Raw genomic sequence first — 25,505 nt, forward strand, 5'->3', positions numbered from 1 at the left:
TCAGTGCACCTCCGTGCCGGGCTTGCCGTCAAAAGCGATGCGACCGTCCTTCAGCCGCACCAGGCGCTTGGCCCGCATGGCCACGTCGGGTTCGTGCGTGACCAGCACGATGGTCAGGCCGTCGTCGCGATTGAGCTGCTCGAACACATCGAGCACTTCGCTGGTGGTCTGGCTGTCCAGGTTGCCGGTCGGCTCATCGGCCAGCAGGAGCGGCGCGCGATTGGCCAGCGCGCGGGCAATCGCCACGCGCTGCTGCTGGCCTCCGGAGAGCTGGTTGGGCAGGCGCTTGCCCAGCGCACCCAGCCCCACCTTGCCGAGCATCTCGGTGGCGCGCTCACGCGCAGCGCTGCGCGACTGGCCGGCATAGACCAGCGGCAGGGCGACGTTGTCGAGCACCGTCATGCGCTTGAGCAGGTTGAAGCTCTGGAACACGAAGCCGATCTCGCGGTTGCGGATGCGCGCCTGCTCATTCACGTCGGCCTTGGCTGCGTCAGCACCGGCCAGCGACAGCCGGCCTTCGTCGGGCCGGTCCAGCAAACCAATCAGGTTCATCAAGGTGCTCTTGCCCGACCCGCTGGCACCCATCAGGGCCACGTAATCGCCACGCGCCACATCCAGGTCGATGCCATGCAAGACCGGCGTCACGATCTCGCCGCTGCGGTAGCTCTTGGTGAGCCCCCGCAGTTCGATCAGGGGGGCTGCGCTCACTTGCTGTCGTCCTTGTTCGCGTTCTTGGCGCGGGTGACGACGGCGTCGCCTGCCTTCAGCTTGCCGCTGACCAGCTCGGTGTAGCGGGTGTTGGACAGGCCCACCGTCACCTCGGTCGGCTGCGGCTTGCCCTGGGCATCCAGCGTGTAGACCTTGTGGACCCGCACGCCGCCGCGCAACTGGTTGAGCACGCCGTCGTCATTCGATGCCGCGGCTACGGCCGACGCTGCGGCAGCGGAAGCCACCGCCGATGCGCCTGACGCCGGCTTGGCCGCAGCCATCGCGTCTTCATCCGGGCGGAAACGCAGCGCCGCCGTCGGCACGCGCAGCACCTGCGGCTTGGTGGCGACGACGATGCGGGCCTGCGCCGTCATGCCGGGCTTGAGCAGGCCGTCGCGGTTGTCCACGTCCACGATCACGGCATAGGTGACGATGCCCTGCTGATTGGTCGCCCCCAGGCGCACCTGGCGGACCTTGCCTTCGAACTCGCGCTCCGAGAAGGCATCGACCGAGAAGCGCACCGGCCGGCCTTCGCGGATCATGCCCACGTCAGCCTCGCTCACGTTGACGCCCACTTCCATCAAGGCCAGGTCACGGGCAATCTGGAACAGCTCGGGCGTCTGGAAACTGGCGGCCACGGTCTGGCCCACGTCCACGCTGCGCTTGATCACCACGCCGTCCACCGGCGAAACAACGGTGCAGCGGGCCACGTCGTTCTCGGCCGCCTCGACCTGGCCGCGCGCGGCGTTCACGTCGGCGCGCGCCATGTCCAGCTCGCGCCGGCTCTGGTCGCTCTGGGCCGCACCAATGAAGCCTTGTGCCGCCAACTTTTCGTTGCGCTCATGACTGCCGGCGGCAAAGGCCACGCGGGCTTCGGCCGAAACGAGCTGCGCTCGCGCCTGGCGCAGGCGGGCTTGATACGGCGTGTCGTCCAGGCGCAAGAGAATCTGGCCTTTCTTCACGCGGTCATTGAAGTCGGCCTTGCGCTCCATGACCGTGCCATTGACAGCCGCACCGACGACGACGAGCCCGATGGCCTGCAAGTTGCCGTTGGCGCTGACCACCTGGGTGATCGGGCCCTGGTCGATGGTGGCCGTGCGGAATGGCGGCGGCGGTGGCGCCGTGGGATGGCTCTTGCCCCAGGCCCACCAGGCGCCTGCGCCGAGGCCGATGACGACGGCGGCGATCAGGCCGCGGCGCAGCCTCTGCTTGCTCTTGCTCTGCATTGTCCGGTTCTCCTCCGAAGGGCCCTCCAGGGCCGCGGCGCATGGTACTCCGGGGAAGGCATGGCGCCGGATGAGGAAACTCACCCCTTACCATCCCGACCATGACATCGTTGGAACTCGTCCTGCTCTACCTGGTCGCCGCCGTGGCCGGCGTGGTGCTGTGCCGTTCCTTGAAGCTGCCGCCCATGCTGGGCTACCTGGCGGTCGGCGTGCTGATCGGCCCCAATGCGCTGGCTTTTGCCAAGGACACCGCTGGCGTGCGCTACCTGGCCGAGTTCGGCGTGGTGTTCTTGATGTTCGTCATCGGGCTCGAGTTCAACCTGCCCAAATTGCGCTCGATGCGGGCGATGGTGTTTGGCCTGGGCCTGGCACAGGTGTTGGTCACCATCGTCGGTGCGGTGATCGGCAACGTGATGCTGGAATGGAGCTTCGCGCTGCTGGGCATTCAATGGCAGCTTGGCTGGCAGGGTGCACTGGTGCTGGGCGCCGCCATGGCCATGAGCTCCACGGCCATCGTCGTGAAGCTGATGGCTGAACGGCTGGAGCTGGAAAGCGAGCATGGAAGGCGCGTGGTCAGCGTGCTGCTGTTCCAGGATCTGGCCGTGGTGCCGCTGCTGGTGCTGATACCAGCCTTGAACAGCGAAGGTACGGTGATGCTGCAGTCGCTGGGCTGGGCTGGGCTCAAGGCCGTGGTGCTCCTGGGCATCCTGCTGTGGGGCGGGCAGAAGGCCATGCGCTGGTGGCTTACGCTGGTGGCCCGGCGCAAGAGCGAAGAGCTGTTCATGCTCAACCTGCTCCTTGTCACCCTGGGCCTGGCGTGGATGACCGAACACGCCGGGCTGTCGCTGGCGCTGGGCGCCTTCGTCGCCGGCATGTTGATCGCCGAAACCGAATACAAGCACCAGGTGGAGACCGACATCCGGCCTTTCCACGACGTGCTCCTGGGCCTGTTCTTCATCACCATAGGCATGAAGCTCGACTGGCGGCCGGTGGCCGAGCAGCTACCCCTGGTCTTGCTACTGACGCTGCTGCCCGTCGCGACCAAGGCAGGCCTGATCGCCTTGCTGGCCAAGTTGCTGCGCGCACCCACAGGCACCGCGCTGCGCACCGGCCTCTACCTGGCGCAGGCCGGCGAGTTCGGCTTTGTGTTGCTGACGCTCGGCGCCCAGCATCAGCTGATCTCGCCGCAGTGGGTGAGCCCGGTACTGGCCAGCATGGTCTTGTCGATGCTGGCCTCGCCCTTCCTGATCATGTACAGCAACCGCATCGTGATGAAGCTCTCCAGCAGCGACTGGATGATGCAGTCGCTGCAGTTGACGACCATCGCCAAGAAGTCGATCAAGACCGAGGCCCACGTGATCATCTGCGGCTACGGCCGCAGCGGCCAGAACCTGGCGCGGCTGCTGGACACCGAGCACATTCCCTACATGGCGCTGGACCTGGACCCCGACCGGGTGCGCCAGGCCGCGGCAGCGGGCCAGAGCGTGGTCTTCGGCGACGCTGCCAAGCTGCAAAGCCTGATGGCGGCGGGCCTGGCGCGCGCAAGCGCCGTCGTGGTGTCCTATCCCGACACGCCTTCGGCGCTGAAGATCCTGCACCTGGTCCAGGCCCATGCGCCGCAGGTGCCGGTGGTGGTCCGCACCATCGACGACAGCGACCTCGAGCGCCTGCGCGCCGCCGGTGCTACCGAGGTGGTGCCTGAAGCCATCGAGGGCTCGCTGATGCTGGCCAGCCATGCGCTGGCCCTGGTCGGCGTGCCGATGCGCCGCGTGATCCGCCTGACCCGCGATGCACGGGATGCCCGCTACGGCCTCCTGCGCGGCTACTTCCATGGCGCTGACGACGACGGCATCGAGGAGCGGGCGCAGGTGCGCTTGCGCAGCGTCACCCTGCCGCAAGCCAGCCCCCATGCCGGCGAGAAGCTCGGTGACCTGGCCCTGCATGCGGTCGGTGTCTCGGTGGTCTCGTTGCGCCGTGCCGGTGGCGCCGTGTTGCAGGCAGCTGACGAACTGGCCCTTCGACCTGGCGACACCCTGGTCCTGTCGGGCGTCAACGAGGCGCTGGCACTGGCGGAAGAGAAGCTGCTGACGGCTTGAGGGCTTGTCTGAGCCGCGGGAGACAGCCTGCCGCCTCGGCGACAGGCGGCGCGGCGAGCTTGGTTCACACTCGGGTCACGCCAAGATCAGGAGTGCCTCATGACCATGAACTTCGACTACAGCCCCAAGGTCCAGCAGATGCGCGAACGCCTGCTGGCCTTCATGGATCAGCACGTCTATCCCAACGAACGCCGCTTCCATGAAGAGATCGCCGCCAACCGCGCCAAGGGCAATGCCTGGGTGCCGACCACGGTGATCGAGGAGCTCAAGCCGCTGGCCCGCGCCGCCGGCCTGTGGAACCTGTTCCTGCCCAAGTCCAGCCGCGCGCCGGAAGGGCTGTCCAATCTCGAATACGCGCCGCTGTGCGAGATCATGGGCCGCGTCTCCTGGGCGCCCGAGATCTTCAATTGCTCGGCACCCGACACCGGCAATATGGAAACGCTGGAGCGCTATGCCTCCGAGTCGCTGAAGGACCAATGGCTGGAGCCGCTCCTGAAGGGCGAGATCCGCTCGGCCTTCCTGATGACCGAGCCCGCCGTGGCTTCGTCGGATGCCACCAATATCGAATGCCGCATCGAGCGGGATGGCGACGAGTACGTGATCAACGGCCGCAAGTGGTGGTCCTCCGGCGCCGGTGACCCGCGCTGCGCCGTCTACATCGTGATGGGCAAGACCAATCCGGAAGCCGGGCGGCACGAGCAGCAGTCGATGATCGTGGTGCCGGCCAATGCGCCGGGCATCACCGTGATCCGTCCCTTGAGCGTGTTTGGCTATGACGACGCGCCGCACGGCCACATGGAAGTCGAGCTGAAGAATGTGCGCGTGCCAGCCTCCAACATCCTGCTCGGCGAAGGTCGTGGATTCGAGATCGCACAAGGGCGCCTCGGCCCCGGCCGCATCCACCACTGCATGCGCTCCATCGGCGCGGCCGAGCGCGCGCTGGGCCTGATGTGCGAGCGCGCGATCAGCCGCGTGGCCTTTGGCAAGACCATCGCCCAGCAGACGGTGACGCAGGAGCGCATCGCCGAATCGCGCTGCAGCATCGAGCAGGCACGCCTCTTGACGCTGAAGGCCGCCTACATGATGGACACGGTGGGCAACAAGGTCGCCAAGGCCGAGATCGCGATGATCAAGATCGTCGCGCCCAATATGGCGCTGAAGGTGATCGACTGGGCCATCCAGGTCTATGGCGGCATGGGCGTGTCGGACGACACGCCGCTGGCCATGATGTGGGCGCACCAGCGCACGCTGCGCCTGGCCGACGGCCCGGACGAAGTGCACCGCAACTCGCTGGCCAAGCTGGAACTGGCCAGCCACATGAAACTGCCCGCCGACAAGGTGCAGATGCCGGTGACGCGAGGCTCCTGAAGCCCGCCGCCTTCCAAGTCTCTACTCGGGCATCACCAGCGCCAGCTGCAAGGGCGCGCGGTGAGCCCCGGCCGGCGCCGGGCTCAAACGCCCGCGCAAACCCATGCGCTGGCCCACGCGCTTGCTGAGCTGCGCATGGCGCCGGGCGTCGGCCAATATCAGCACGCGCTGCACCTGCTTGATCGCCTTCGCATCGGCCTGCTCGCGGCCGGCCGTCATGCAGGCTGGCTGGGTGAGCACCAGCACCAGGGCCTCTTCGCCAGGGGCTTTGCCGGCCACCTTCTCCAGGCGGCCGCCGATGCTGGAGATGGCCGGGCCATAGGCCAGGCAACGCGGCGGGGCAGCTTGCGCCGCCACGGGCAGGCTCACGAGCGCCAGCAAGAGCAGGGTGCGCAGATTCATGCCCGGCATCCTAGCCGCCGCCACGCAAGTCTTTACAGCTTCTTGATACCGCCCGCCCGGCTCTCGACAACAAGTTGAGACGGCCCTGCCTAAGCTCTGCTGCATCGCAACAAACGCGTTGGAGAAAGCCATGGACTGGCTGTACCTGGGCCTCGCCGCCCTGCTATTCGCCCTGCTGGTCGGCCTGGCCGAAGCCAGCCAGCGGCTGGAGGTCAAGCAATGAATTCCCTTGCTGTTCTTTACTGGGCCTGCGGTCTCGCGACCGGCGGGCTGTTCGTCTACCTGGTCGTCGCGCTGTGGCGCGCCGAGGAGCTCTGAATCATGGGCACCCTTGCCTGGACCCAACTGGCGCTCTACATGGGCGTGCTTCTGCTGCTGGCCTGGCCGCTGTCGCGCTGGCTGAGCAAGGTCGCCACCGGCCGGCTGCCCGGCTGGATGCTGGCCACCGAGCGCGGCCTCCTGCGCCTGGCCGGCGTCAAAGCCGATGAAGGCATGGGCTGGAAGCGCTATGCCGTGGCCCTGCTGGTCTTCAACTTCATCGGTGTGCTTGTGGTCTACGGGCTGCAGCGCTTCCAGCATCTCTTGCCGCTGAACCCGCAAGGCATGGGAGCGATCTCGGCGGACTCGGCCTTCAACACCGCCATCAGCTTCGTCACCAACACGAACTGGCAGGGCTATGGCGGCGAGTCGACGATGAGCTACCTGACCCAGATGCTGGCGCTGACGGTGCAGAACTTCGTGTCCGCCGCCACCGGCATTGCGGTCGTGTTCGCCCTGATCCGCGGCTTCGCCGGCAAGGCCTTGAGCGACATCGGCAACTTCTGGACCGACATGAGCCGCATCACCCTGTGGGTGCTGCTGCCGATCTCCTTCGTCATGGCCGTGTTCCTGGTCGGCCAGGGCGTGGTGCAGAACTTCGACGCCTACAAGGATGTGACGACGCTGGAAGTTAACAACTACCAGACGCCCAAGCTCGGCACGGACGGCCAGCCCTTGAAGGATGAGAAGGGTCAGGTCGTGACCGAGGACGCCTCGACGCCGACCCAGCAGCTGGCCATGGGCCCGGTCGCTTCGCAGGAAGCGATCAAGATGCTGGGCACCAATGGCGGCGGCTTCTTCAATGCCAACTCGGCCCATCCGTACGAGAACCCCACGCCGCTGTCCAACTTCGTGCAGATGCTGGCGATCTTCCTGATCCCGGCGGCCCTGTGCTTCACCTTCGGCCAGATGATCGGCGACGGCCGCCAGGGCATGGCCGTGCTGGCCGCGATGAGCGTGCTCTTCTTCGCCGGCGTGATCACTGCGACGACGGCCGAGCAGGCCGGCAATCCGGCATTCACTTCCCTGGCGGTCGACCAGCAGATGAGCAGTCTGCAGGCCGGCGGCAACATGGAAGGCAAGGAAGCCCGCTTCGGCATCACGACGAGCTCGCTGTTCGCCGTGATCACGACGGCCGCCTCCTGCGGCGCCGTCAACACCATGCACGACTCCATGACGCCGCTGGGTGGCATGGTGCCCCTGGTGATGATGCAGCTGGGTGAAGTGGTGTTCGGCGGTGTCGGCACGGGCCTCTACGGCATGCTGATCTTCGCCCTGCTGGCGGTCTTCATCGCCGGCCTGATGATTGGCCGCACGCCCGAGTACCTGGGCAAGAAGATCGAGCCCTTCGAGATGAAGATGATCTCGATCGCCATCCTGGTGACGCCGCTGGTCGTGCTGACCGGCACGGCCATCGCGGTGCTTGCGGCAGACGGCAAGGCCGGCATCCTGAACCCCGGCGCCCATGGCTTCTCCGAGATCCTGTATGCGCTGACCTCGGCCGGCAACAACAACGGCAGCGCCTTCGCCGGCCTGTCCGCCAACACGCCCTTCTACAACACGCTGCTGGGCATCGTGATGTGGATAGGCCGCTTCGGCGTGATCGTGCCGGTGCTGGCGATTGCCGGCAGCCTGGGTGCCAAGAAGCGCATCCCGGTTGGCAACGGCACCCTGCCCACGCATGGCCCGCTGTTCATCGTGCTCTTGATCGGCACGGTGCTGCTGGTCGGCCTCCTGAACTATGTCCCGGCGCTGGCGCTCGGCCCCATCGTCGAGCAGCTGCAGCTCTGGAAGTGATCGTCATCATGAAAACCAATCTTCCCCTGTTCGACCCGCAGCTGGTCAAGCCGGCCCTGGTCCAGTCCTTCGTCAAGCTGAGTCCGCAAGCGCAATGGCGCAACCCGGTGATGTTTGTCGTCTACATCGGCAGCCTGCTGACCACCGGCCTGTTCGTCGCCAGCCTGTTCGATGCCAGCTATGCCGGCACCGAAGGCCGCGCCTTCATCCTGGCCATCTCGCTGTGGCTGTGGTTCACGGTGCTGTTCGCCAACTTCGCCGAGGCGCTGGCCGAGGGCCGCTCCAAGGCCCAGGCGGCCTCGCTGCGCGGCCTGAAGGCCCGCACCTGGGCCAAGAAGCTGCATGAGCCCAAGCATGGTGCCCAGTGGCACCCGCAGCCCTCCGACGAACTGCGCAAGGGCGACACCGTGCTGATCGAGGCCGGCGACATGGTGCCGCTGGATGGCGTCGTGATCGAAGGCGTGGCCTCGGTGGACGAGAGCGCCATCACCGGCGAATCGGCACCGGTGATCCGCGAATCGGGCGGCGACTTCTCGGCCGTCACCGGCGGCACCCGCGTGCTGTCCGACTGGCTGGTGGTGCGCGTGGCGGTCAACCCGGGCGAGTCCTTCCTCGACCGCATGATCGCCATGGTCGAAGGCGCCAAGCGCCAGAAGACGCCCAACGAGATCGCGCTGACCATCCTCTTGATCGCGCTGACGCTGGTGTTCCTGGTCGTCACGGCCACGCTCCTGCCCTACTCGATCTTCAGCGTCGAGGCGGCCGGTGCGGGCACGGTGGTGACGGTCACGGCCCTGGTGTCGCTGCTGGTCTGCCTGATCCCGACCACCATCGGCGGCCTGCTCTCGGCCATCGGCGTGGCCGGCATGAGCCGCATGATGCAGGCCAATGTGATCGCCACCTCGGGCCGCGCGGTCGAAGCCGCCGGCGACGTGGACGTGCTGCTGCTGGACAAGACCGGCACGATCACCCTGGGGAATAGGCAGGCAGCAAGCATGCTGCCAGCGCCAGGCGTATCGGAGCAGCAGCTGGCCGACGCGGCGCAACTCGCTTCGCTGGCCGACGAGACGCCCGAAGGCCGCAGCATCGTGGTGCTGGCCAAGACCCGCTTCGGCCTGCGCGAGCGCGACATCACGGCCCTGCAGGCCCACTTCGTCCACTTCTCGGCGCAGACGCGCATGAGCGGCGTGGACTTCGGTGACGCCGCAGCCCCCAACCGCAGCATCCGCAAGGGTGCAGGCGAGGCCGTGCGCGCCTGGGTCGAGACCCTGGGCGGTCGTTTCCCGAGCGAAGTCAATGACGCGGTCGACCAGATCGCCCGCCGCGGCTCCACGCCGCTGGTGGTGGCCGATGGCGCCCGTGTGCTCGGCGTCGTCGAGTTGAAGGACATCGTCAAGGGCGGCATCAAGGAGCGCTTCGCCGAGCTGCGCCGCATGGGCATCAAGACGGTGATGATCACCGGCGACAACCGCCTGACGGCTGCGGCCATCGCGGCGGAAGCCGGTGTGGACGACTTCCTCGCCGAAGCCACGCCCGAGGCCAAGCTCAAGCTGATCCGCGACTACCAGGGCGAAGGCCGCCTGGTGGCCATGACCGGCGACGGCACCAACGACGCGCCCGCTCTGGCCCAGGCCGACGTGGCCGTGGCCATGAACACCGGCACGCAGGCCGCGAAAGAGGCCGGCAACATGGTCGACCTCGATTCCAACCCGACCAAGCTGCTGGAGATCGTCGAGACCGGCAAGCAGTTGCTGATGACGCGCGGGTCGCTGACGACCTTCTCGATCGCCAACGACGTGGCCAAGTACTTCGCCATCATCCCGGCGATGTTCGTGGGCGTCTATCCGCAGCTCTCGGCACTCAACGTGATGGGCCTGCACAGCCCCACCTCGGCCATCCTGTCGGCGGTGATCTTCAACGCCCTGATCATCATTGCCCTGATCCCGCTGGCCCTGCAAGGCGTGCCCTACCGTGCCATCGGCGCGGCTGCGCTCCTGCGCCGCAACCTGCTTGTCTACGGCCTCGGCGGCCTGATCGTGCCCTTCATCGGCATCAAGGCGATCGACTGGCTGCTGGTGGTCCTGCACCTCGTCTGAGGACATTCATCATGATCAAGACCTATCTCCGTCCCGCCCTCACCACCTTTGTGCTGCTTAGCGCGGTGACCGGCTTCATCTATCCGATGCTGGTCACCGGTGTCGGCCAGGGCCTGTTCCCGCGGCAGGCGGCCGGCTCGCTGATCGAGCAGGGCGGCAAGGCCGTCGGCTCCGAGCTGATCGGCCAGAGCTTTACGGCGCCCAAGTACTTCTGGGGTCGTCCGTCGGCCACGGGCCCGATGTCCAACAACGCCGGCGGGTCCTCGGGCTCCAATCAGGGACCGATCAACCCGGCCCTGGCCGATGCGGTCAAGGGCCGTGTCGAGGCCCTGCGCGCCGCCGACCCGGACAACCAGCTGCCGATTCCGGCCGACCTGGTCACGGCTTCGGCCAGCGGCCTGGACCCGCACATCACGATGGCGGCTGCCCGCTATCAAGTAGCGCGGGTCGCGCGTGCTCGCGGCCTGTCGGCCGCCGAGGTGCAACGCCTGATCGACGCCAACACCGAGGGCCGCGACCTGGCCGTGCTCGGCGAGCCGCGCGTCAACGTCCTGAAGCTCAATCTGGCACTCGACGCGGCCAAGCCCGTCTGAGTCCAAGCACCCCTTTCGGGCGCCTGAAGGCGCCCCGATGAAGCCCCAGGAGCGAGCGTTGAACGGGGGTGGGCTTCATCGCTTTTCTCTTTTCGGAACCATCCCATCATGTCCAAGAACCTTTCCCTGATCGCCATTGCCTCCCTGACCATGCTGACCGGCCTGGCCCGCGCCGAGGCCGATAGCCCCGCCGCCGCCGCCACGCCCGAGCACACGCTGACCGGCAACCTGAGCCTCAACAGCGACTACCGCTTCCGCGGCATCAGTCAAACCTGGAAACTGCCGGCCCTGCAGGGCGGCTTCGACTATTCGCATGCCAGCGGCTTCTACCTGGGCACCTGGGCTTCCAATGTCTCGGGCAACAGCTACAACAACAGCGCCGGCCTGGAGCTGGACCTCTACGGCGGCTGGAAGTTTGCGCTCTCGCAAGACCTGACCCTTGACCTGGGCGCGCTGGCCTATGTCTACCCCGGCGCCAAGCTCAACAGCGCGCCGGGCGTGGCGACGAACGAGAAGTACACCAACGTGGACCTCTACGCCGCCGTGTCGGCCGGCGCCTTCAGCGCCAAGCTGTCGTATGCCGCCACCGACTATTTCGGCCTGAGCTCGACCACGGCCGGCTATGCCTACTTCAGCAGCCTGGCGGCGCGCGGCGCCTCCAAGGGTTCGACCTACTTGGACCTGAACTACAGCCTCGACCTGGGCGACGGTGCCACCTTGGGCCTGCATGCCGGCCACCTGAGCGTGCGCCACTATGGCGAGCTCTCCTACAGCGACTACAAGCTCTCGCTCGCCAAGGAGATGGCCGGCCTGACCTGGACCGGAGCGCTCGTGGGCACCGATGCCAGGCGCGACTTCTACCAGGCTGGCAACGCCGCCGGCCAGCAGGCGAAGCGCCTGGGCCAGGCCGGGGTCGTGATCAGCGCCGGCAAGAGCTTCTGAGCCGAGAATCCGCCTCAGCATGATCGACAGCCCCCGCCCCGACCCCGACGCGCTGCTCGCCCAGCTGCGCGAGCAAGAGGAGGCCGCCCGGCGCGGCAAGCTGCGCATCTACTTCGGCTCCTCGGCGGGCGTGGGCAAGACCTACGCCATGCTGCAGGCGGCGCGCAAGCTCAAGGCCGAGGGCGTGGATGTTCTGGCCGGCGTGGTCGTGACGCACGGCCGCAGCGAGACGGTTGCCGTGGCCGAGGGCCTGCCGATGCTGGCGCCGAAATTGATCGAGTACCGGGGCAGGAGCCTGCCCGAGTTCGACCTGGACGGCGCGCTCGCCCGCCAGCCCGCGCTGATCCTGGTCGACGAGCTGGCACACGCCAACGTGCCCGGCTCGCGCCACCCCAAGCGCTGGCAAGACGTCGAGGAGCTGCTGGCCGCCGGCATCGACGTCTACTCGACGCTCAACGTCCAGCACCTGGAAAGCCTCAACGATGTGGTCGGTGGCATCACCGGCGTGCGCGTGCAGGAGACCCTGCCCGACACCTTCTTCGACCGGGCCGACGAGGTCGTGCTGGTCGACACGCCGGCCGATGAGCTGCTCGCGCGCCTGAAGGCCGGCAAGGTCTACACCGGGGCAGCGGCCGAGCGTGCCACGCAGCACTTCTTCCGCAAGGGCAACCTGATGGCCCTGCGCGAGCTGGCGCTGCGGCGCACGGCTGACCGGGTCGAGGACGACGTGCAGGCCTGGCGCAGCAACCAGCGCGTGGCCGAGGTCTGGAAGACCGAAGCCGCGATCCTCTGCGCCATCGGCCCCACACCGGCCGCCGAGAGCGTGGTGCGCAGCGCCGCCTTGCTGGCCCAGCAGCTCAACGTCAGCTGGCATGCGGTCTATGTGGAGACGCCGGCCTTGCAGCGCCTGCCCGATGCGCAGCGCGAGCGCATCCTGCGCGTCGTGCGCCTGGCCCACGAGCTGGGTGCCACCACGGCCGTGCTGCAGCAGCAGGACCCCGCCGTGGCCCTTGCTGCGCATGCGCGCGAGCACAACCTCTCCAAGCTGATGCTGGGCCGAGGCGAGCCGTTGTCGACCTGGCGGCGTCTGGCCGGCCCGCGGCCGCTGGCTCAGCGCCTGGGCGAGGTGGCGCCCGAGCTCGACGTGGTGGCCGTGGCGGCCTCGCCAGTGGCGCCGGACGTCGAGACGCCCAAGCGCAGCGACGAGCAAGACTGGCCGCGCCAGATGCGCCACTACGGGATGGCCGCCGGCGCATGCGCGCTGACTGCGGCACTCAGCTGGCCGCTGCAATGGCATTTCGCACAGGCCAACATCGTCATGCTGTTCCTGCTCGCCGTGGTCGGCGTGGCCTTGAAACTGGGCCGCGGTCCGGCCGTGCTGGCCAGCTTCCTCAGCGTGGGCCTGTTCGACTTTTTCTTCGTCGAGCCCAAGCTGAGCTTCGCGGTGTCGGACGTCCAGTACCTGGTCACCTTCGCCGTTATGCTGGCCGTGGGCCTGGTCACCGGCCAGTTAACTGCGGGCCTGCGCTACCAGGCTCGAGTGTCGGCCGAGCGCGAGACCCGCGCCCGCGCGCTGTTCGAGCTCACGAGCGACCTGGCCGGCGCGCTGCAGGCCGAGCAGGTGCTGGAGATCGCCGAGCAGGCGCTGGCACGCGAGGTGCATGGCCAGGCTCTCGTCTACTCGCTAGACCTGCAGGACCGCCTGCAGCCCTCGCCGCGTGAAGCGGCACTGGCAGATGCGGAGCGGCCCGATGCCGGGACGGCGCGCTGGGCCTTCGACCACGACCGCCCGGCGGGCCTGGCCACCGACACCTTGCCCGGCAGCCCCTGGTTCTTCCTGCCACTGTCGGCCGCGATGCGCACTCGCGGCGTGCTGGCGCTGCGCCCGAGCAGCAACCGCAGCGTACTGCAGCCCGAGCTGCGCGCGCAGCTGGAGACCTATGGGCGCATCGTGGCTCAGGCACTGGAGCGCGTGCACTACGTCGAGGTCGCGCAGGGCGCGCTGGTGCAGATCGAGTCGGAGCGGCTGCGCAACTCGCTGCTGTCCGCCCTGTCGCATGACCTGCGCACGCCGTTGGCCGTGGTCTACGGCATGGCCCAGACCCTGGCCGCTCAGCCGGACCTGGATGGCCAGGCGCGAGAGCTGGCATTGACCTTGAGCCAGCAGTCCCAGCGCGTGGGCGCCATGGTCAACAACCTGCTCGACATGGCGCGCCTGCAGAGCGGCGCCGTGCGGCTGAACCTGCAGTGGCAGCCGCTGGACGAGGTGGTGGGCAGCAGCCTGCAGGCGCTGGAGCAGGTGCTGGTCGGCCATCGCATCGAGCTGGACTTGCCAAAGGGCCTGCCACTGCTGAACCTCGATGCTGCGCTGATGGAACGGGTGCTCGGGAACCTGCTCGAGAATGCGGCGAAGTACACGCCGCCGGGCAGCGTGATCCGCATCGCAGCGCGCAACCCAGACGGTAAGCTGCACCTGGAGGTGGCCGACAACGGCCCCGGCCTGCCGGCCGCGCAGATCGATCGCCTGTTCGACAAGTTCACCCGTGGCGAGCGGGAGTCCAGCACGCCGGGCGTGGGCCTGGGCCTCGCAATCTGCCGGGCCATCGTCGAAGCCCATGGCGGGCGCATCTGGGCAGAGGCGGCCGAAGTGTCTGGCGGCGGCGCGCGCTTCTGCATCGAGCTGCCGCTGGGTCAACCGCCTGAGATGCCCGAGATCGAATCCGAATGAACGAACCCGTCGCCCTGATCGTCGAAGACGAGCCCAGCATCCGCCGCTTCGTACGCCTGGCGCTGGAGGCGGAAGGCTGGCAAGTGCACGAATGCGAGACCGCCCGCCAGGGCCTGATCGATGCCGGCACCCGCCACCCGGACCTGATCGTGCTGGACCTGGGCCTGCCCGATCTCGACGGCGTGGAGTACCTGCGCGACCTGCGTGCCTGGTCGGGCGTGCCTGTCATCGTGCTCTCGGCCCGCACGGCCGAGGAAGACAAGATCGCCGCGCTCGACGCCGGCGCCGACGACTACCTGAGCAAGCCTTTCGGCATTGGAGAGCTGATGGCGCGCGTTCGCGTGGCGCAGCGGCGGCGCCAGTCTCTGGCGGTAGCGGACCAGGCCGCGCAGCCGGTGTTCCACTTTGGCGAGGTGGCGGTTGACCTGGCCGCGCGCCGCGTGCTGCGCGCCGGCGAGCCCGTTCACCTCACGCCCACCGAATACCGGCTGCTGACCCACCTGATTGCCAACGCCGGCAAGGTGCTGACCCATCGCCAGCTGCTGAAGGAAGTCTGGGGGCCCTCGCACACCGACGACAGCCACTATCTGCGCGTCTACATGGGCAATCTTCGCCAGAAGCTCGAAGCCGAGCCGGCACGGCCGAGGCATCTGCTGACCGAGACGGCGGTAGGCTATCGGCTGATGCCCTGAATCGGGTGTGTCGACCCACCCTCGCGAACGGCACTTGACTCGCGGTGTATACGTGTACTATCGTACTAGTACACGTTGAGACCCTGCCGTGAGCGACACCATCCTCTTCCATATCAACACCGGCTCCACCGAGCCGATCTACCGCCAGCTGATCGAGCAGGCGCGGCGGCTGATTGCTGCCGGCCAGCTCAAGGCGGGCCAGGAGATCCCTTCGGTGCGCGAGCTCTCGGCCGCCCTGGCCGTGCACCCGATGACCATCTCCAAGGCCTACAGCCAGCTGGAGGCGGAGGGGCTGTTCGAGCGACGGCGGGGCTTGCCCATGGTCGTGGCCGCCATGCACCGGAAGGCCCAGCCAGCCACCGAACGCATCGAACTCCTGCGGCCGACGCTGGAACGCGCCGCCGCTGAAAGCCGCCAGCTCGAACTGCCCGCCACTCAGGCGCTCGGCCTGTTCAAGCAGATCCTTGCCGAAGAACCGAAGTGAAGAAGAAGGAAGACCCTCCCATGAACACCGCAACTGCCACGCTCGCGTCCAAACTCAGCGTCGGCCTGCACGCCGAGCAGGCGCAGCCGAGCGCTTCGGCCCATCTGCAAGGCGTCCAGGTCGACTTCGGCGCGCAACAGGTGCTGCGCGGCATCGATTGGCAGTTGCTGCCCGGCCAGGTTGTCGGCCTGCTGGGCCGCAACGGCTGCGGCAAGACCACGCTGCTGGAAACGCTGCTGGGCCTGCGCGAGCCGACGGCCGGCACGGCGATGCTGTTCGGCCAGCCGGTGGCCGGCCTGGACGACGCGGCGCGCGCCCGCATCGGCTATGTGCCCCAGCAGGCCGAGCTGTTCGAATGGCTGACCCCGGCCCAGCTGCTGGCCTATTTCCGCAGCTTCTATCCGCAGTGGAACGAAGCCAAGGTCGAGGGCCTGATGTCGCGCTGGGACATCGCCCGCGACAAGCCCATCGCGCGGCTCTCCGGCGGCCAGAAGCAGCGCCTGTCCATCATCCGCGCGCTGGCCCATGAGCCCGACCTCCTGGTGCTGGACGAGCCGGTGGCGAGCCTCGACCCTGCCGGTCGCCGCGACTTCCTGCGCGAGCTGGTGGAGCAGGTGATCGACCGGGGCACGACGGTGGTGTTCTCCACCCACATCCTCTCGGACCTGGAGCGCGTGGCGTTCAACATCGCCTTCCTGAGCCAGGGCCGCATCGCGCTGCAGGCGCCACTGGACGAGCTGCTGGAGAGCTGCCGCCTCGTGACCGGCCCGAGCAGCCAGCTGCAGACGCTCCTGCATGTCCGTGGCGCAGCCCGGCTCTCGGCACAGGCACTGGACGGCGGCCGCGAGCGCTGGCTGGTGCGATTCAGCGAAGGCCAGCCCGCGTTGCCAGGCGCCTTGCCGACCCAGGCACCCACGCTGGAAGACCTGTTCATGGAGCTGACGCAATGAACACCACGCCCTACAAGCTGATCCTGGCCCATGGCCTGCAGCAGCGCAGCAACGACAAGGGCTGGCGCACGCTGGCCATCGTGGCCGCCATGGTGCTTGTGCCGGCCGTGGTGCTGATGATCTGGGGCAGCGCCAAGGTGGCCGGGGTCATCGGTGGCAATCTGATCATGACGGTTGCGGCCGTCTATTGGGGTGCACTGGTCGTGAATCTGCTGGAGCAGAACCATCCGAATGCTGCCCGCCTGGTGCCGGGCCATGTGCCCCGCCTGCGCCAGGTACTGATCGCGGGCTGGCTGCTGAGCAGCCTGCCGATGGCCGTGGGCGCCTCGGTGATGGGCTTGCCTGCGCTGCCGGCCTGGATCGTGTCGGCCTGGGGCATGGCCGCCCTGGGTCTGTTGATGCGCTGGCCGCTGGGCTGGACGCTGCTGTCCGTCGTGCCCTTCCTTGCCGTCTGGCTCTACCGCAACGGCCTGTTTGCGCAAGCCGCCGAGCTGCTGCAGAGCCGGCCTGCGCTGTGCGTGCTGGTCAGTCTGGTGCTGCCACCATTGCCGCTGCTCCAGGTGCTGGGCGAGGGCAATGGCGCGCACCGCAAGGCCTACGCCCGCTCCGAGCGCTGGCGCGACATGGCCCGCCAGGGCGACGGTGCGCAAACCTGGGACAGCAGCAAGCTGCCAGCACCCCTCTCCTGGATCACCACGTTGGTGCAAAGCCCCTATCGCCGCGAGTTGCGCCGGCTCAGCAGCCGCACAGACGCGGCGAGCGTTGGCGCCCGGCTCATGCTGGGCCTGGGCCCGGCCACGCACTGGACCGCGCAGCTGAGCGGCTGCATCATCTTCGGCACGATCTTCGGCCTGGTCTGCCTGGGCAGCCTCTGGATTCCGATCGGCTTCGTCGACTTCCTGCGAGCCGGCAGCTTCGGCCTGACCATCGGCCTGATGAGCGCGCTCCTGGGCCCGCTGACCGGCATCGCCCGCACCCTGGACAAGACCCGCAACGAGCAGCGCCTGCTGGTGCTCCTGCCCGGCATGCCGCGCGGCCAGGCATTGAACCGCCTGCTGGCCCGGCAATGGCTCGCGCAGTTCGGCCTGACCTGGCTGCTCGGGCTGGCCGTCGCCACGGTGGTGATGGGTTTCAGCGGTGCCCCCGCCGAGATGCTGCTGCCCTTCCTGCTGGCCTATCTCCTGCCGATAGCGTTGGTCTGGCGCGACTGGGCTCGCCAGGCCAGCAAGGGCCATGGGCCGGTGCTGCTGGTCTTTGGCGTGATCTCCAGCGCCCTGCTGGGCTATGTGCTCTACAGATGGGCGGGTGTGCCGATCTGGATTTATGGCTCGCTGCAGGCGCTCCTCACTCTGGTGCTGGGCATCACCCGCTGGCGCAAGCAGGTATCGGCACCGCAGGCCCTGCCGGTCGGCCGCCTGGCCTGAGCGGGTTCGCTACTTCAGCCAACCGATGATCTGCGAGCTTTGCAGAGCGCCCGACATGCGCTGCAGCTCCTGCCCCGCGCGGAACTGGATCAGCGTGGGAATGCTGCGGATCGCGAAGCGCTGCGACAGGCGCGGCGCCTCGTCGCTGTTGACCTTGACCAGCAGCGCGCGGCCCTTGAGCCGGCGTGCTGCGTCCTCGAACTGGGGGGCCATCATCCGGCAAGGGCCGCACCAGGGCGCCCAGAAATCGACCAGCACCGGCAACTCGCTGCCCGCCACCACGGCGTCGAAGCTGGCTTCATCGAGCTCGACGACCTCGCCGCTGAGCAGGGCCTTGCCGCAGCGACCGCAGACGGGGTCTTGCATTGCGCGCTCGTCGGGCACGCGGTTCTTGGTCTGGCAGTGGGTGCAAGTGATCAGCATGATGTCCATGCACCTGGGGGCCGCCGCGCGGGTTTCAAGCCGTCGAGTAGATTCCTGATGCTTTCCTGATGCAGCGCCTGCTACCGTGCGGCCCATGACCGCCAGCCACACCAACCAGCTTCGCCACCGGGCCGCCGCCCTGGGCGTCTGGCTGCTGGGCGCACTCGCCATGTGGGCCCTGGATGGCCGGGTCGACCTGGCCAACCTGTCCATGCTGCTGGTGATGTCGGCAGCCCTGGCCTCGCTCTGGCTGCCCGTGCCGGCTTCCATGCTGACGAGCCTGCTCGCCGTGCTGGCTTTCAACTGGTTCTTCGTGCCCCCGCGCGGCAGCTTCGCCATCGACCTGCGCCAGCATGCGCTGCTGCTGGGCTCGATGGTGGCGTTGAGCTGGGTCTCCTCCATCCTGCTCGCCCGCCTGCGCTGGCAGGCTGAAGCTGCGCGCCGCCACGCCGCCCAGGCTGAAGCCCTGCGCAGCCTCGCGGACCGCCTGCGCGACACCGCCCAGCCCGCAGAATCAGCGCCCGCGCTGGCCCAGGCCCTGCAGCCGCTCAGCAGCATGCCGGTGCAGTTGCTGTGCCTGCTGGACCGTCTGCCGGCCCGCAATGACGATGGCGCGGCCCTGATCCATGGCCAGCCCGATGCCGATGGCCACGACGGCCTCTGGGCCTGCCTGCGCGCCGGCCAGGCTTTCGGGCCCGGCACCGGCCGCTACGAGGAGCTGCCGGCCTGGTACCTGCCGATGCGCGGCCGCAGGACCAGCTTCGGCGCCGCCCGCATCGCCCTGCCCAGTGCAGCAGACACCGGCCAGCGCGAGCAGGCCCAGGCCTTGTGCGACCTGATGGGCCAGGCGCTGGAGCGCCGCGCCACCGAGCGCGCCACGCAGCGAGCCCATGACGATGCCGAAGGCCAGGCCACGCGCAACGCCCTGCTGGCCGCAATCTCGCATGACTACCGCACGCCGCTGGCCACCATCCTTGGCGCGGCCTCGGCCTTGCAGGAGCAGGGCGACAGGCTCACGAGCGCGCAGCGACGCCGGCTGCTCGACACGGTGATGGACGAGACGCGCGCCTTGAGCCGCTTCACCGACAACACCTTGCAGCTCGCTCGGCTCGATGCGCCCGGTGTTCAGCTCAAGCTCGACTGGGAATCGGCCGAGGAGCTGGTGGGTGCCGTGCTGCGCCGCGTGCGCCAGCGCCGCGCGGTGGAGCCGGAGGAGGGTGGGCCGCGGCTGCGCGCCCGAATCGAGCCGGAGCTTCCGCTGTTGCGCTGCGACGCCCTGCTGCTGACGCAGCTGCTGGAGAACCTGGTTGACAACGCGCTCAAGTACGCCGGCACCAGCGGTGTCGAGATCCTTGTGCGGCGAGAAGGCGTTGAGCGCCCCCAGGGCCGGCCTGCGTCCAGCCCGCCCCCTGACGGGGTCACGGAAACTTGGGGCGGCCCGGCGTTTCCTTGCGACAAGCTCGTCCTGGCCGTGCGCGACCGCGGCCCCGGCGTGCCGCCGGCCTGGCGGCAGCGCATCTTCGAAGTCTTCCAGCGCGGCCAGGAGCTGGACCGCCAGCGTCCCGACGGCTCGGCCGCCCGCGGCGCCGGTGTCGGCCTGGCGGCCTGCCGCGCGATCGCCCGCGCCCATGGCGGCGAGATGCGCTACCGGGCGCGCTCGCATGGCGGTTCGAGCTTTGAATGCTGGTTGCCGGTGGAGGTTCAACCGGGCGAAGGGCCCATGCCATGAGGGTCTTGCTGGTTGAAGACGACCGCGAACTGCGCACCACGCTGCGCGACGCCTTGCAGGTCGAGGGCTACACGGTGCAAACCGCCGCCAGCCTCAGCGAAGGCCGAGCCCTCATGCAGCACGACCATGCACCCGACCTCGTGCTGCTGGACCTCGGCCTGCCCGATGGCGAAGGCGAACAACTGCTTGCCGAGCTGCGGCGCAGCAAGGGAACGCCGGTGCTGGTGATTTCGGCCCGGCATCAGGACGGCAGCAAGGTCAGACTGCTCGACGCCGGCGCCGACGACTATCTGGTCAAGCCCTTCAGCATTGGCGAGTTGCTGGCGCGGATGCGCGTGGCGATGCGCCATCGCGGCACCTTGCTCAGGCCAGCGATCACCCGCTATGAGCGCGAGGGCCTGCTGGTCGACCTGGCGGCTCACCGGGTCGAGCTGAACGGCCAGGAGCAACACCTGACCCCGACCGAGTTCAAGCTGCTGGCGCGCCTGGTGCGCAGCGCCGGCCAGGTGGTCACGCATCGCGCCCTCCTGAGCGACGTCTGGGGACCGGAGTTCACCGAGCACACGCAGTACCTGCGGCTCTACATGGGCCAGTTGCGGGCCAAGCTGGAGGCCGAACCGGCCGACCCCCAGCGGCTGCTGACCGAACCCGGCGTCGGCTATCGGCTGGTCGAGGCGCTGTAGAAAATCTTTCGGCCGCGCTGTAAGAAGTCGGCCCGCAGCCTCACTACCTGATTCATGAGCGCTTCATCAAGCCCACAAGATCAGCTGTACCGGGAGGCCCTGCAAAGCCATGGGGCCGAGCTGGCCCGCTTTGTCGGCGGCTACGAGCGCGACCCAGCCAGGCGCCAGGAACTGCAACAGGAATTGCAGCTGGCGATCTGGCAGAGCCTGGCCGGCTTTCGCGGCGACTGTTCCTTGCGCACCTGGGTCTACCGGGTGGCGCACAACGTGGGCGCTCGCCATGTGCAGCAGCACGCCGGCCGGGCGCAGCAGATGCTGGCACTGGAAGAGGCCGAGCAGTTGCCCGACGAGCGCCAGGACCCTGGTCAGACCGAGCGTCGCCTCGACCTGCAGCGCATCCTGGCCCTGGTGCACCGCCTGAAACCGCTGGACCGTGAGCTGATGCTGCTCTATCTGGAGGATCTCGACGCCGCCGGCATGGCCGAGATCACCGGACTGTCGGCGCGCAATGTCGCGACCAAGATTCACCGTATCAAGGCCGTGCTGGCAACCCAGCTGGGCTTGAAGAGGAACGCACCATGAGCAGCGAAGACAAGGTGAGCGATCTGTGGAAGTCGCAGCCGCTGCAGCCAATGCAGCCGGTGCCACCGGCCGAGATCCAACAGAGGGCCAGCGCCTTCCAGCAGCGCATCAGGAAGCGCAACCGGCGCGAGTACATCGCCGGCACGTTGGTGGTGCCGGTGTTCCTCGCCTACGCCTGGATCTTTCCCTACTGGGTGACCAAGGTGGGCGCGCTGCTCACGGTGCTCGGCACGATCGTCGTGATGTGGCAGTTGCACCGCCGCGCCTCTTCTCGCGAGCTGCCCGAAGCGCTGGGCGCCTCGCATGTGGCCTTCCACCGCGCCGAGCTGGTGCGCCAGCGCGATGCCGTTCGTGATGTCTGGCTCTGGTACATCGGCCCCATTGTTCCCGGCTTCGTCGTCTTCATGTGGGGGCGACAGGCCGAGCTGAATGTCCACCATCCGGTGGCCTACCTGATCGCCGCTTTGCTGATGATTGCGATCGCAGTGGTCAACCGTTTTGCCGCCCGCCGCTTCCAGCGCCAGATCGACGAACTCGACGCGCTCAGCAGTTCCGGGCACTGACGCCCAAGGAGGAGATGCCATGAAGAAATTGAAGATTCTTGCGGCCGCCGCCGCCAGCCTGCCGCTGCTCTTGCAAGCAGCGCCCCCGCCAGACAGCTCGGCTGCCCTGGAGCAGCGGCTGGCGGCCCGACTCGCAGGCGACCGCACAGGCGCCTGCGTCGTGGCGGCTGTGATCGACAAGGGTCAGGTCTTGCGCGCCCGCTCCTGTGCCGGAACGCGCAGCGACCCGGCTCCCGCGATGGACGCAGCCTTCGAGATCGGCTCGGTCACCAAGACCATGACCGCCTTCCTGGTGGCCGACCTGATCGCACGCGGCCAGTGGTCGCTGGACGATCCCATCGCCAAGCACCTGCCGGCCGGCACCAGCGTGCCGCGCCAGGGCGAGCGCCAGATCCTGGTGCGCGATCTCCTGACCCACAGCGCCGGCCTGCCAGGCTTGCCACCGGGCATGCAGATAGCTGACCCCAGCAGTCCCTATGCCGCACTGACCGAAGCGCAAGTCCTCGCGGCGCTGGGCGAGGTCACGCTGACGCGTCCCATCGGCAGCCAGAGCGAGTACTCGAATTTCGGGATGATGCTGGTCTCGCTGGCCGTGGCGCGCAGCAACGGGGGCGACTTCGAGGCGGCACTGCGCGACAAGCTGTTCAAGCCTCTGGCGATGGAGAGCGCCTTCATCGCCAAGCCGCTCGCCGCCGGGCCCGCGCGCGGCCACCTGCCCAGCGGCAAGCCCACGGCCGCCTGGACGATCACCAGCAATCTGGCCGGCGTCGGCATGGTCAAGGCCACACTGTCCGACATGGAGCGCTTTGCCCTCGCCGAACTGGGTGAAGGTCCGGCTCCGCTGGTGGCCCGGATGCATCAGACGCAGCAGCCCCTGGCCCATGGCTTCGCGATGAACTGGATGCACCGCAAGATCCAGGGCCGTGATCTCTTAATGCATGAAGGCGGCACGGGCGGCTTCTCTTCGCTGGTGGCCCTGGACCCGGCTGCGCACCGCGCAGTGGTGCTGCTGTCCGATACCTCATTGGCCGACCTGGGCGGCCTGGGAGACATCGGCTTGTCGCTGCTGGGCCTGAAAGTGCCGGTGCAGCCGCCTCGGCTGGCCATCGCTACGCCGGCCGCCCTGCTCAAGGCCATGGCCGGCGACTACAGGCTCGCTGGCTTGCCCACGCGCATCTGGGCGCAGGACGGCAAGCTGATGTTCCAGGCTCAAGGGCAGGGTGCCTTCGAACTCTTGCATGACAGCCGCGGCGCCTTCTACCCAGCTGAATTCTCGGCCCTGCTGGTGCCCGTGCCGGCCGCTGAGGGCCAGCCGGTCGAGCGCTTTTCCTGGCGCCAGGGCGGCGGCATGGTGGAGGCCGAGCGCATCGGCCTGGCGTCCGCCGTGCCTAGCATCAGCAACCCGGCCTGGCGCGACTGGGCCGGCGAGTTCCAGATCGTGCCGCAGTTCAGTCTCAAGGTCTTCGAGCGCGAGGGCCGGCTGATGGTGCAGGGCACAGGCCAGCCGGCGATTGCCGCCGACGTCGCCGGTGCTGACCGCATCGAGATCAAGGCCGTGGGCGCCGTTGTCGAATTCGAGCGTGATGTCTCTGGCAAGGTGGCAGCGGCCGTGCTGAAGCAGGGCGGCCAGGTCTTGCGCGGCGCGAAGAAGTAGGCGTAGCCCCGGGGGGACTTATGCGTTCCTGATGCCCGCGGCGCGATGCTGCGGGCATGACAAATTCATCTTCACTCCCTGCCCATCCGGGCGCCGCCAAGAGCGGCCTGGCAGCGCTGGCCCTGGGCGCCATCGGCGTGGTCTATGGCGACATCGGCACCAGCCCGCTCTACACCGTCAAGGAAATCTTCCTGCCGGCCACCGGCGTGGCGCTGAACGCGCACAACATCATCGGCGCGGTGTCGGTGATCTTCTGGGCGCTGATGCTGGTCGTCACCCTGAAGTACGTGATCCTGATCCTGCGGGCCGACAACCGCGGCGAAGGCGGTGCCCTGGCACTCACGGCACTGGCCACGCATGCAGTGGCCGGCAAGCCTCGGCTGCGCAAGCTCTTGCTGCTGCTGGGCGTGTTCGGTGCCACCTTGTTCTACGGCGACAGCGTGATCACGCCGGCCATCTCGGTAATGGGCGCCATCGAAGGCCTGGAGGTCGTCACGCCGGCGCTCAAGCCCTTTGTGCTGCCCATCTCGATAGGCATTCTCGCGGGCCTTTTCGTGGTGCAGCGATTCGGCACGGCAGCCGTGGGCAAGGTCTTCGGGCCGGTGATCGTGCTCTGGTTCGGCGTGCTGGGCCTGGTAGGCCTCGTGCACATCCAGCAGCAGCCCGAGGTGCTGGCGGCCCTGAACCCGCTTCATGCCTGGGAGTTCCTGAGCGAACGCGGCTGGAAGCTGTTTGCGGCGCTCGGCGCCATCGTGCTGGCGCTGACTGGCGCCGAGGCGCTCTATGCCGACATGGGGCATTTCGGCGCGAAGCCGATCCGCCTGGCCTGGACTTTCCTTGTCTTCCCGGCGCTGGCCCTGAACTACCTTGGCCAGGGCGCGCTCCTGATCGGCGACCCGGCAGCCATAGAAAACCCCTTCTACCGCTTGTTTCCCGAATCGCTGGTCCTGCCCATGGTGGTGCTGGCCGCGCTGGCCGCAGTGATCGCCTCGCAGGCGGTGATCTCGGGTGCGTATTCGATGACCAAGCAGGCCATCCAGCTGGGCTTCCTGCCGCGCATGGAGGTGCGTGCCACCTCGGCGAGCGAGGCCGGCCAGATCTATGTGCCGGCGGTCAACTGGGCCTTGCTGGTGGGCGTGCTGGCGGCGGTGCTGCTCTTCGGCAGCAGCTCGGCCTTGGCGGGTGCCTATGGCATTGCCGTCACCCTGACGATGCTGATCACCACCATCCTGACCTATGTGGTGGTGAGCGAAGGCTGGCGCCTGCCGCGCTGGGTGGCCATCCCCGCCACGCTGTTCTTCCTCGCAGTCGACCTGCTGCTGGTGGCCGGTTGCGCGATCAAGTTTTTCGATGGCGGCTGGTTCCCCCTGGCCCTGGGTCTCCTGCTCTTCATTGGCATGAGCACCTGGGCGCGCGGCCGCGAGCTGCTGATGGGCAGCATCCGCGCCGAAGGCCTGGCGCTGCAGCCCTTTGTGGAGAACCTGGCCCTGAACATGGCGGAAGGCGACAGTGTCAACAAGGCCCTGCGCACGGCGGTCTATGCCGTGGCCAACCCGGACACCGTGCCACAGGCGCTTCTGCACAACCTCAAGCACAACCAGGTGCTGCACGAGACCAATGTCATCCTGACCGTGCAGTTCGAGGACTGCCCCTGGGTGAGCGAACAGGAGCGGGTCCAGGTCCAGGCCCTGGCGCCATCGTTCTGGCGCGTGACCCTGCATTTCGGCTTCATGGACCGACCCGATGTGCCCAGGGCCCTGGCCCTGTGCGAAGCCAAGGGGCTGCGGGTGCCGGCCTTCGAGACCAGCTACTTCCTGAGCCGCGAGACGGTCGTGCCCACGCAGGGCGCCGGCATGGCGGGCTGGCGCGAGCGCCTGTTTGCAACCATGAGCCGCAATGCCGGCGGCGTGGCCGAGTTCTTCTGCCTGCCGGACAACGCCGTGGTGGAGCTGGGTACACGGGTGCAGATCTAGGCATCGCTCCCCTGAGCGTCGTGCCCGGGCCTCGCTCATTGGCCTCGGTTAGCATGGGCAGACTCCGTGCCGAC

At 68.1% G+C, this 25,505-nt stretch carries 22 protein-coding genes; 18 read left to right on the forward strand and 4 right to left on the reverse strand.

Annotated elements, in window-relative coordinates; translation table 11 throughout:
• Positions 1-708, reverse strand: a complete 708-nt coding sequence (locus V3596_RS20435; protein ID WP_334279679.1) for an ABC transporter ATP-binding protein — start codon at positions 706-708, stop codon at positions 1-3.
• Positions 705-1,934, reverse strand: a complete 1,230-nt coding sequence (locus V3596_RS20440) for an efflux RND transporter periplasmic adaptor subunit (RefSeq protein WP_334279680.1) — start codon at positions 1,932-1,934, stop codon at positions 705-707. Before V3596_RS20440 ends, V3596_RS20435 begins: the two co-directional genes overlap by 4 nt.
• A gap of 101 nt (positions 1,935-2,035) precedes the next feature.
• On the opposite strand from V3596_RS20440, the gene V3596_RS20445 reads away from it, so the two are divergent.
• Positions 2,036-4,030, forward strand: a complete 1,995-nt coding sequence (locus V3596_RS20445) for a monovalent cation:proton antiporter family protein (RefSeq protein ID WP_334279681.1) — start codon at positions 2,036-2,038, stop codon at positions 4,028-4,030.
• 105 nt (positions 4,031-4,135) lie between these two features.
• Positions 4,136-5,398, forward strand: a complete 1,263-nt coding sequence (locus V3596_RS20450) for an acyl-CoA dehydrogenase family protein (protein ID WP_334279738.1) — start codon at positions 4,136-4,138, stop codon at positions 5,396-5,398.
• Between the two features lie 21 nt (positions 5,399-5,419).
• On the opposite strand, the gene V3596_RS20455 is transcribed toward V3596_RS20450, so the two are convergent.
• Positions 5,420-5,800, reverse strand: a complete 381-nt coding sequence (locus V3596_RS20455; protein WP_334279682.1) for a hypothetical protein — start codon at positions 5,798-5,800, stop codon at positions 5,420-5,422.
• A 219-nt stretch (positions 5,801-6,019) separates the two neighbouring features.
• Here V3596_RS20455 and V3596_RS20460 point away from each other — a divergent pair, with 219 nt between their 5' ends.
• From V3596_RS20460 to V3596_RS20505, 10 genes are all read left to right on the forward strand, one after another.
• Positions 6,020-6,118 carry a potassium-transporting ATPase subunit F gene (locus V3596_RS20460; RefSeq protein WP_334279683.1) on the forward strand — a complete coding sequence of 33 codons (99 nt, stop codon included), beginning with the start codon at positions 6,020-6,022 and terminating at the stop codon, positions 6,116-6,118.
• A 3-nt stretch (positions 6,119-6,121) separates the two neighbouring features.
• Positions 6,122-7,915, forward strand: a complete 1,794-nt coding sequence (gene kdpA, locus V3596_RS20465) for a potassium-transporting ATPase subunit KdpA (RefSeq protein ID WP_334279684.1) — start codon at positions 6,122-6,124, stop codon at positions 7,913-7,915.
• Positions 7,916-7,923: 8 nt separating this feature from the next.
• Positions 7,924-10,011, forward strand: coding sequence for a potassium-transporting ATPase subunit KdpB (gene kdpB / locus V3596_RS20470; RefSeq protein WP_334279685.1), 2,088 nt, complete (start codon positions 7,924-7,926; stop codon positions 10,009-10,011).
• Positions 10,012-10,022: 11 nt separating this feature from the next.
• On the forward strand, positions 10,023-10,604 hold the full coding sequence (kdpC, locus tag V3596_RS20475) for a potassium-transporting ATPase subunit KdpC (protein WP_334279686.1): 582 nt from the start codon (positions 10,023-10,025) through the stop codon (positions 10,602-10,604).
• 108 nt (positions 10,605-10,712) lie between these two features.
• A complete protein-coding gene (locus tag V3596_RS20480; protein ID WP_334279687.1) occupies positions 10,713-11,546 on the forward strand; it encodes a TorF family putative porin in 834 nt (277 codons plus the stop codon).
• Between the two features lie 19 nt (positions 11,547-11,565).
• Positions 11,566-14,274 carry a DUF4118 domain-containing protein gene (locus tag V3596_RS20485; RefSeq protein WP_334279688.1) on the forward strand — a complete coding sequence of 903 codons (2,709 nt, stop codon included), beginning with the start codon at positions 11,566-11,568 and terminating at the stop codon, positions 14,272-14,274.
• Complete coding sequence (kdpE, locus tag V3596_RS20490; RefSeq protein ID WP_334279689.1) at positions 14,271-14,966, forward strand: two-component system response regulator KdpE; 696 nt, start codon at positions 14,271-14,273, stop codon at positions 14,964-14,966. The genes V3596_RS20485 and kdpE overlap by 4 nt, the downstream gene beginning before the upstream one ends.
• 88 nt (positions 14,967-15,054) lie before the next feature.
• On the forward strand, positions 15,055-15,450 hold the full coding sequence (locus V3596_RS20495; RefSeq protein WP_334279690.1) for a GntR family transcriptional regulator: 396 nt from the start codon (positions 15,055-15,057) through the stop codon (positions 15,448-15,450).
• A gap of 20 nt (positions 15,451-15,470) precedes the next feature.
• Positions 15,471-16,400: an ABC transporter ATP-binding protein gene (locus V3596_RS20500; protein ID WP_334279691.1), complete on the forward strand. Its 930-nt coding sequence runs from the start codon at positions 15,471-15,473 to the stop codon at positions 16,398-16,400.
• Positions 16,397-17,824 (forward strand): hypothetical protein, encoded by a 1,428-nt coding sequence (locus V3596_RS20505; protein ID WP_334279692.1) that lies wholly within the window; start codon positions 16,397-16,399, stop codon positions 17,822-17,824. Before V3596_RS20500 ends, V3596_RS20505 begins: the two co-directional genes overlap by 4 nt.
• A gap of 9 nt (positions 17,825-17,833) precedes the next feature.
• Here V3596_RS20505 and trxC read toward each other — a convergent pair whose 3' ends face one another.
• Positions 17,834-18,247, reverse strand: a complete 414-nt coding sequence (gene trxC / locus V3596_RS20510; protein WP_334279693.1) for a thioredoxin TrxC — start codon at positions 18,245-18,247, stop codon at positions 17,834-17,836.
• Positions 18,248-18,341: 94 nt separating this feature from the next.
• Here trxC and V3596_RS20515 point away from each other — a divergent pair, with 94 nt between their 5' ends.
• Genes V3596_RS20515 through V3596_RS20540 form a run of 6 tightly spaced genes read left to right on the forward strand, consistent with a single transcriptional unit; the run spans position 18,342 to position 25,431 of the window.
• Complete coding sequence (locus tag V3596_RS20515; protein ID WP_334279694.1) at positions 18,342-19,976, forward strand: sensor histidine kinase; 1,635 nt, start codon at positions 18,342-18,344, stop codon at positions 19,974-19,976.
• On the forward strand, positions 19,973-20,659 hold the full coding sequence (locus V3596_RS20520) for a response regulator (protein WP_334279695.1): 687 nt from the start codon (positions 19,973-19,975) through the stop codon (positions 20,657-20,659). Before V3596_RS20515 ends, V3596_RS20520 begins: the two co-directional genes overlap by 4 nt.
• A gap of 54 nt (positions 20,660-20,713) precedes the next feature.
• Complete coding sequence (locus V3596_RS20525) at positions 20,714-21,241, forward strand: RNA polymerase sigma factor (protein ID WP_334279696.1); 528 nt, start codon at positions 20,714-20,716, stop codon at positions 21,239-21,241.
• Positions 21,238-21,804, forward strand: a complete 567-nt coding sequence (locus tag V3596_RS20530; protein WP_334279697.1) for a hypothetical protein — start codon at positions 21,238-21,240, stop codon at positions 21,802-21,804. Before V3596_RS20525 ends, V3596_RS20530 begins: the two co-directional genes overlap by 4 nt.
• Before the next feature lie 19 nt (positions 21,805-21,823).
• Positions 21,824-23,458 carry a serine hydrolase domain-containing protein gene (locus V3596_RS20535; RefSeq protein WP_334279698.1) on the forward strand — a complete coding sequence of 545 codons (1,635 nt, stop codon included), beginning with the start codon at positions 21,824-21,826 and terminating at the stop codon, positions 23,456-23,458.
• Between the two features lie 56 nt (positions 23,459-23,514).
• Positions 23,515-25,431 carry a potassium transporter Kup gene (locus tag V3596_RS20540; RefSeq protein WP_334279699.1) on the forward strand — a complete coding sequence of 639 codons (1,917 nt, stop codon included), beginning with the start codon at positions 23,515-23,517 and terminating at the stop codon, positions 25,429-25,431.
• Positions 25,432-25,505: the final 74 nt, after the last annotated feature.

Source organism: Roseateles microcysteis (assembly GCF_036880965.1).
GTDB lineage: Bacteria > Pseudomonadota > Gammaproteobacteria > Burkholderiales > Burkholderiaceae_C > JAUASW01.

Bases quoted from the DNA above. Each gene is read 5' to 3' on its own strand.
- kdpC (WP_334279686.1), top strand. From the start codon at position 10,023: ATGATCAAGACCTATCTCCGTCCCGCCCTCACCACCTTTGTGCTGCTT.
- V3596_RS20485 (WP_334279688.1), top strand. From the start codon at position 11,566: ATGATCGACAGCCCCCGCCCCGACCCCGACGCGCTGCTCGCCCAGCTG.
- V3596_RS20515 (WP_334279694.1), top strand. From the start codon at position 18,342: ATGACCGCCAGCCACACCAACCAGCTTCGCCACCGGGCCGCCGCCCTG.
- V3596_RS20445 (WP_334279681.1), top strand. From the start codon at position 2,036: ATGACATCGTTGGAACTCGTCCTGCTCTACCTGGTCGCCGCCGTGGCC.
- V3596_RS20440 (WP_334279680.1), bottom strand. From the start codon at position 1,934: ATGCAGAGCAAGAGCAAGCAGAGGCTGCGCCGCGGCCTGATCGCCGCC.
- V3596_RS20535 (WP_334279698.1), top strand. From the start codon at position 21,824: ATGAAGAAATTGAAGATTCTTGCGGCCGCCGCCGCCAGCCTGCCGCTG.
- kdpE (WP_334279689.1), top strand. From the start codon at position 14,271: ATGAACGAACCCGTCGCCCTGATCGTCGAAGACGAGCCCAGCATCCGC.
- V3596_RS20450 (WP_334279738.1), top strand. From the start codon at position 4,136: ATGAACTTCGACTACAGCCCCAAGGTCCAGCAGATGCGCGAACGCCTG.
- V3596_RS20500 (WP_334279691.1), top strand. From the start codon at position 15,471: ATGAACACCGCAACTGCCACGCTCGCGTCCAAACTCAGCGTCGGCCTG.
- V3596_RS20540 (WP_334279699.1), top strand. From the start codon at position 23,515: ATGACAAATTCATCTTCACTCCCTGCCCATCCGGGCGCCGCCAAGAGC.
- V3596_RS20520 (WP_334279695.1), top strand. From the start codon at position 19,973: ATGAGGGTCTTGCTGGTTGAAGACGACCGCGAACTGCGCACCACGCTG.
- kdpA (WP_334279684.1), top strand. From the start codon at position 6,122: ATGGGCACCCTTGCCTGGACCCAACTGGCGCTCTACATGGGCGTGCTT.
- V3596_RS20525 (WP_334279696.1), top strand. From the start codon at position 20,714: ATGAGCGCTTCATCAAGCCCACAAGATCAGCTGTACCGGGAGGCCCTG.
- V3596_RS20460 (WP_334279683.1), top strand. From the start codon at position 6,020: ATGAATTCCCTTGCTGTTCTTTACTGGGCCTGCGGTCTCGCGACCGGC.
- V3596_RS20455 (WP_334279682.1), bottom strand. From the start codon at position 5,800: ATGAATCTGCGCACCCTGCTCTTGCTGGCGCTCGTGAGCCTGCCCGTG.
- V3596_RS20505 (WP_334279692.1), top strand. From the start codon at position 16,397: ATGAACACCACGCCCTACAAGCTGATCCTGGCCCATGGCCTGCAGCAG.
- V3596_RS20480 (WP_334279687.1), top strand. From the start codon at position 10,713: ATGTCCAAGAACCTTTCCCTGATCGCCATTGCCTCCCTGACCATGCTG.
- trxC (WP_334279693.1), bottom strand. From the start codon at position 18,247: ATGCTGATCACTTGCACCCACTGCCAGACCAAGAACCGCGTGCCCGAC.
- kdpB (WP_334279685.1), top strand. From the start codon at position 7,924: ATGAAAACCAATCTTCCCCTGTTCGACCCGCAGCTGGTCAAGCCGGCC.
- V3596_RS20530 (WP_334279697.1), top strand. From the start codon at position 21,238: ATGAGCAGCGAAGACAAGGTGAGCGATCTGTGGAAGTCGCAGCCGCTG.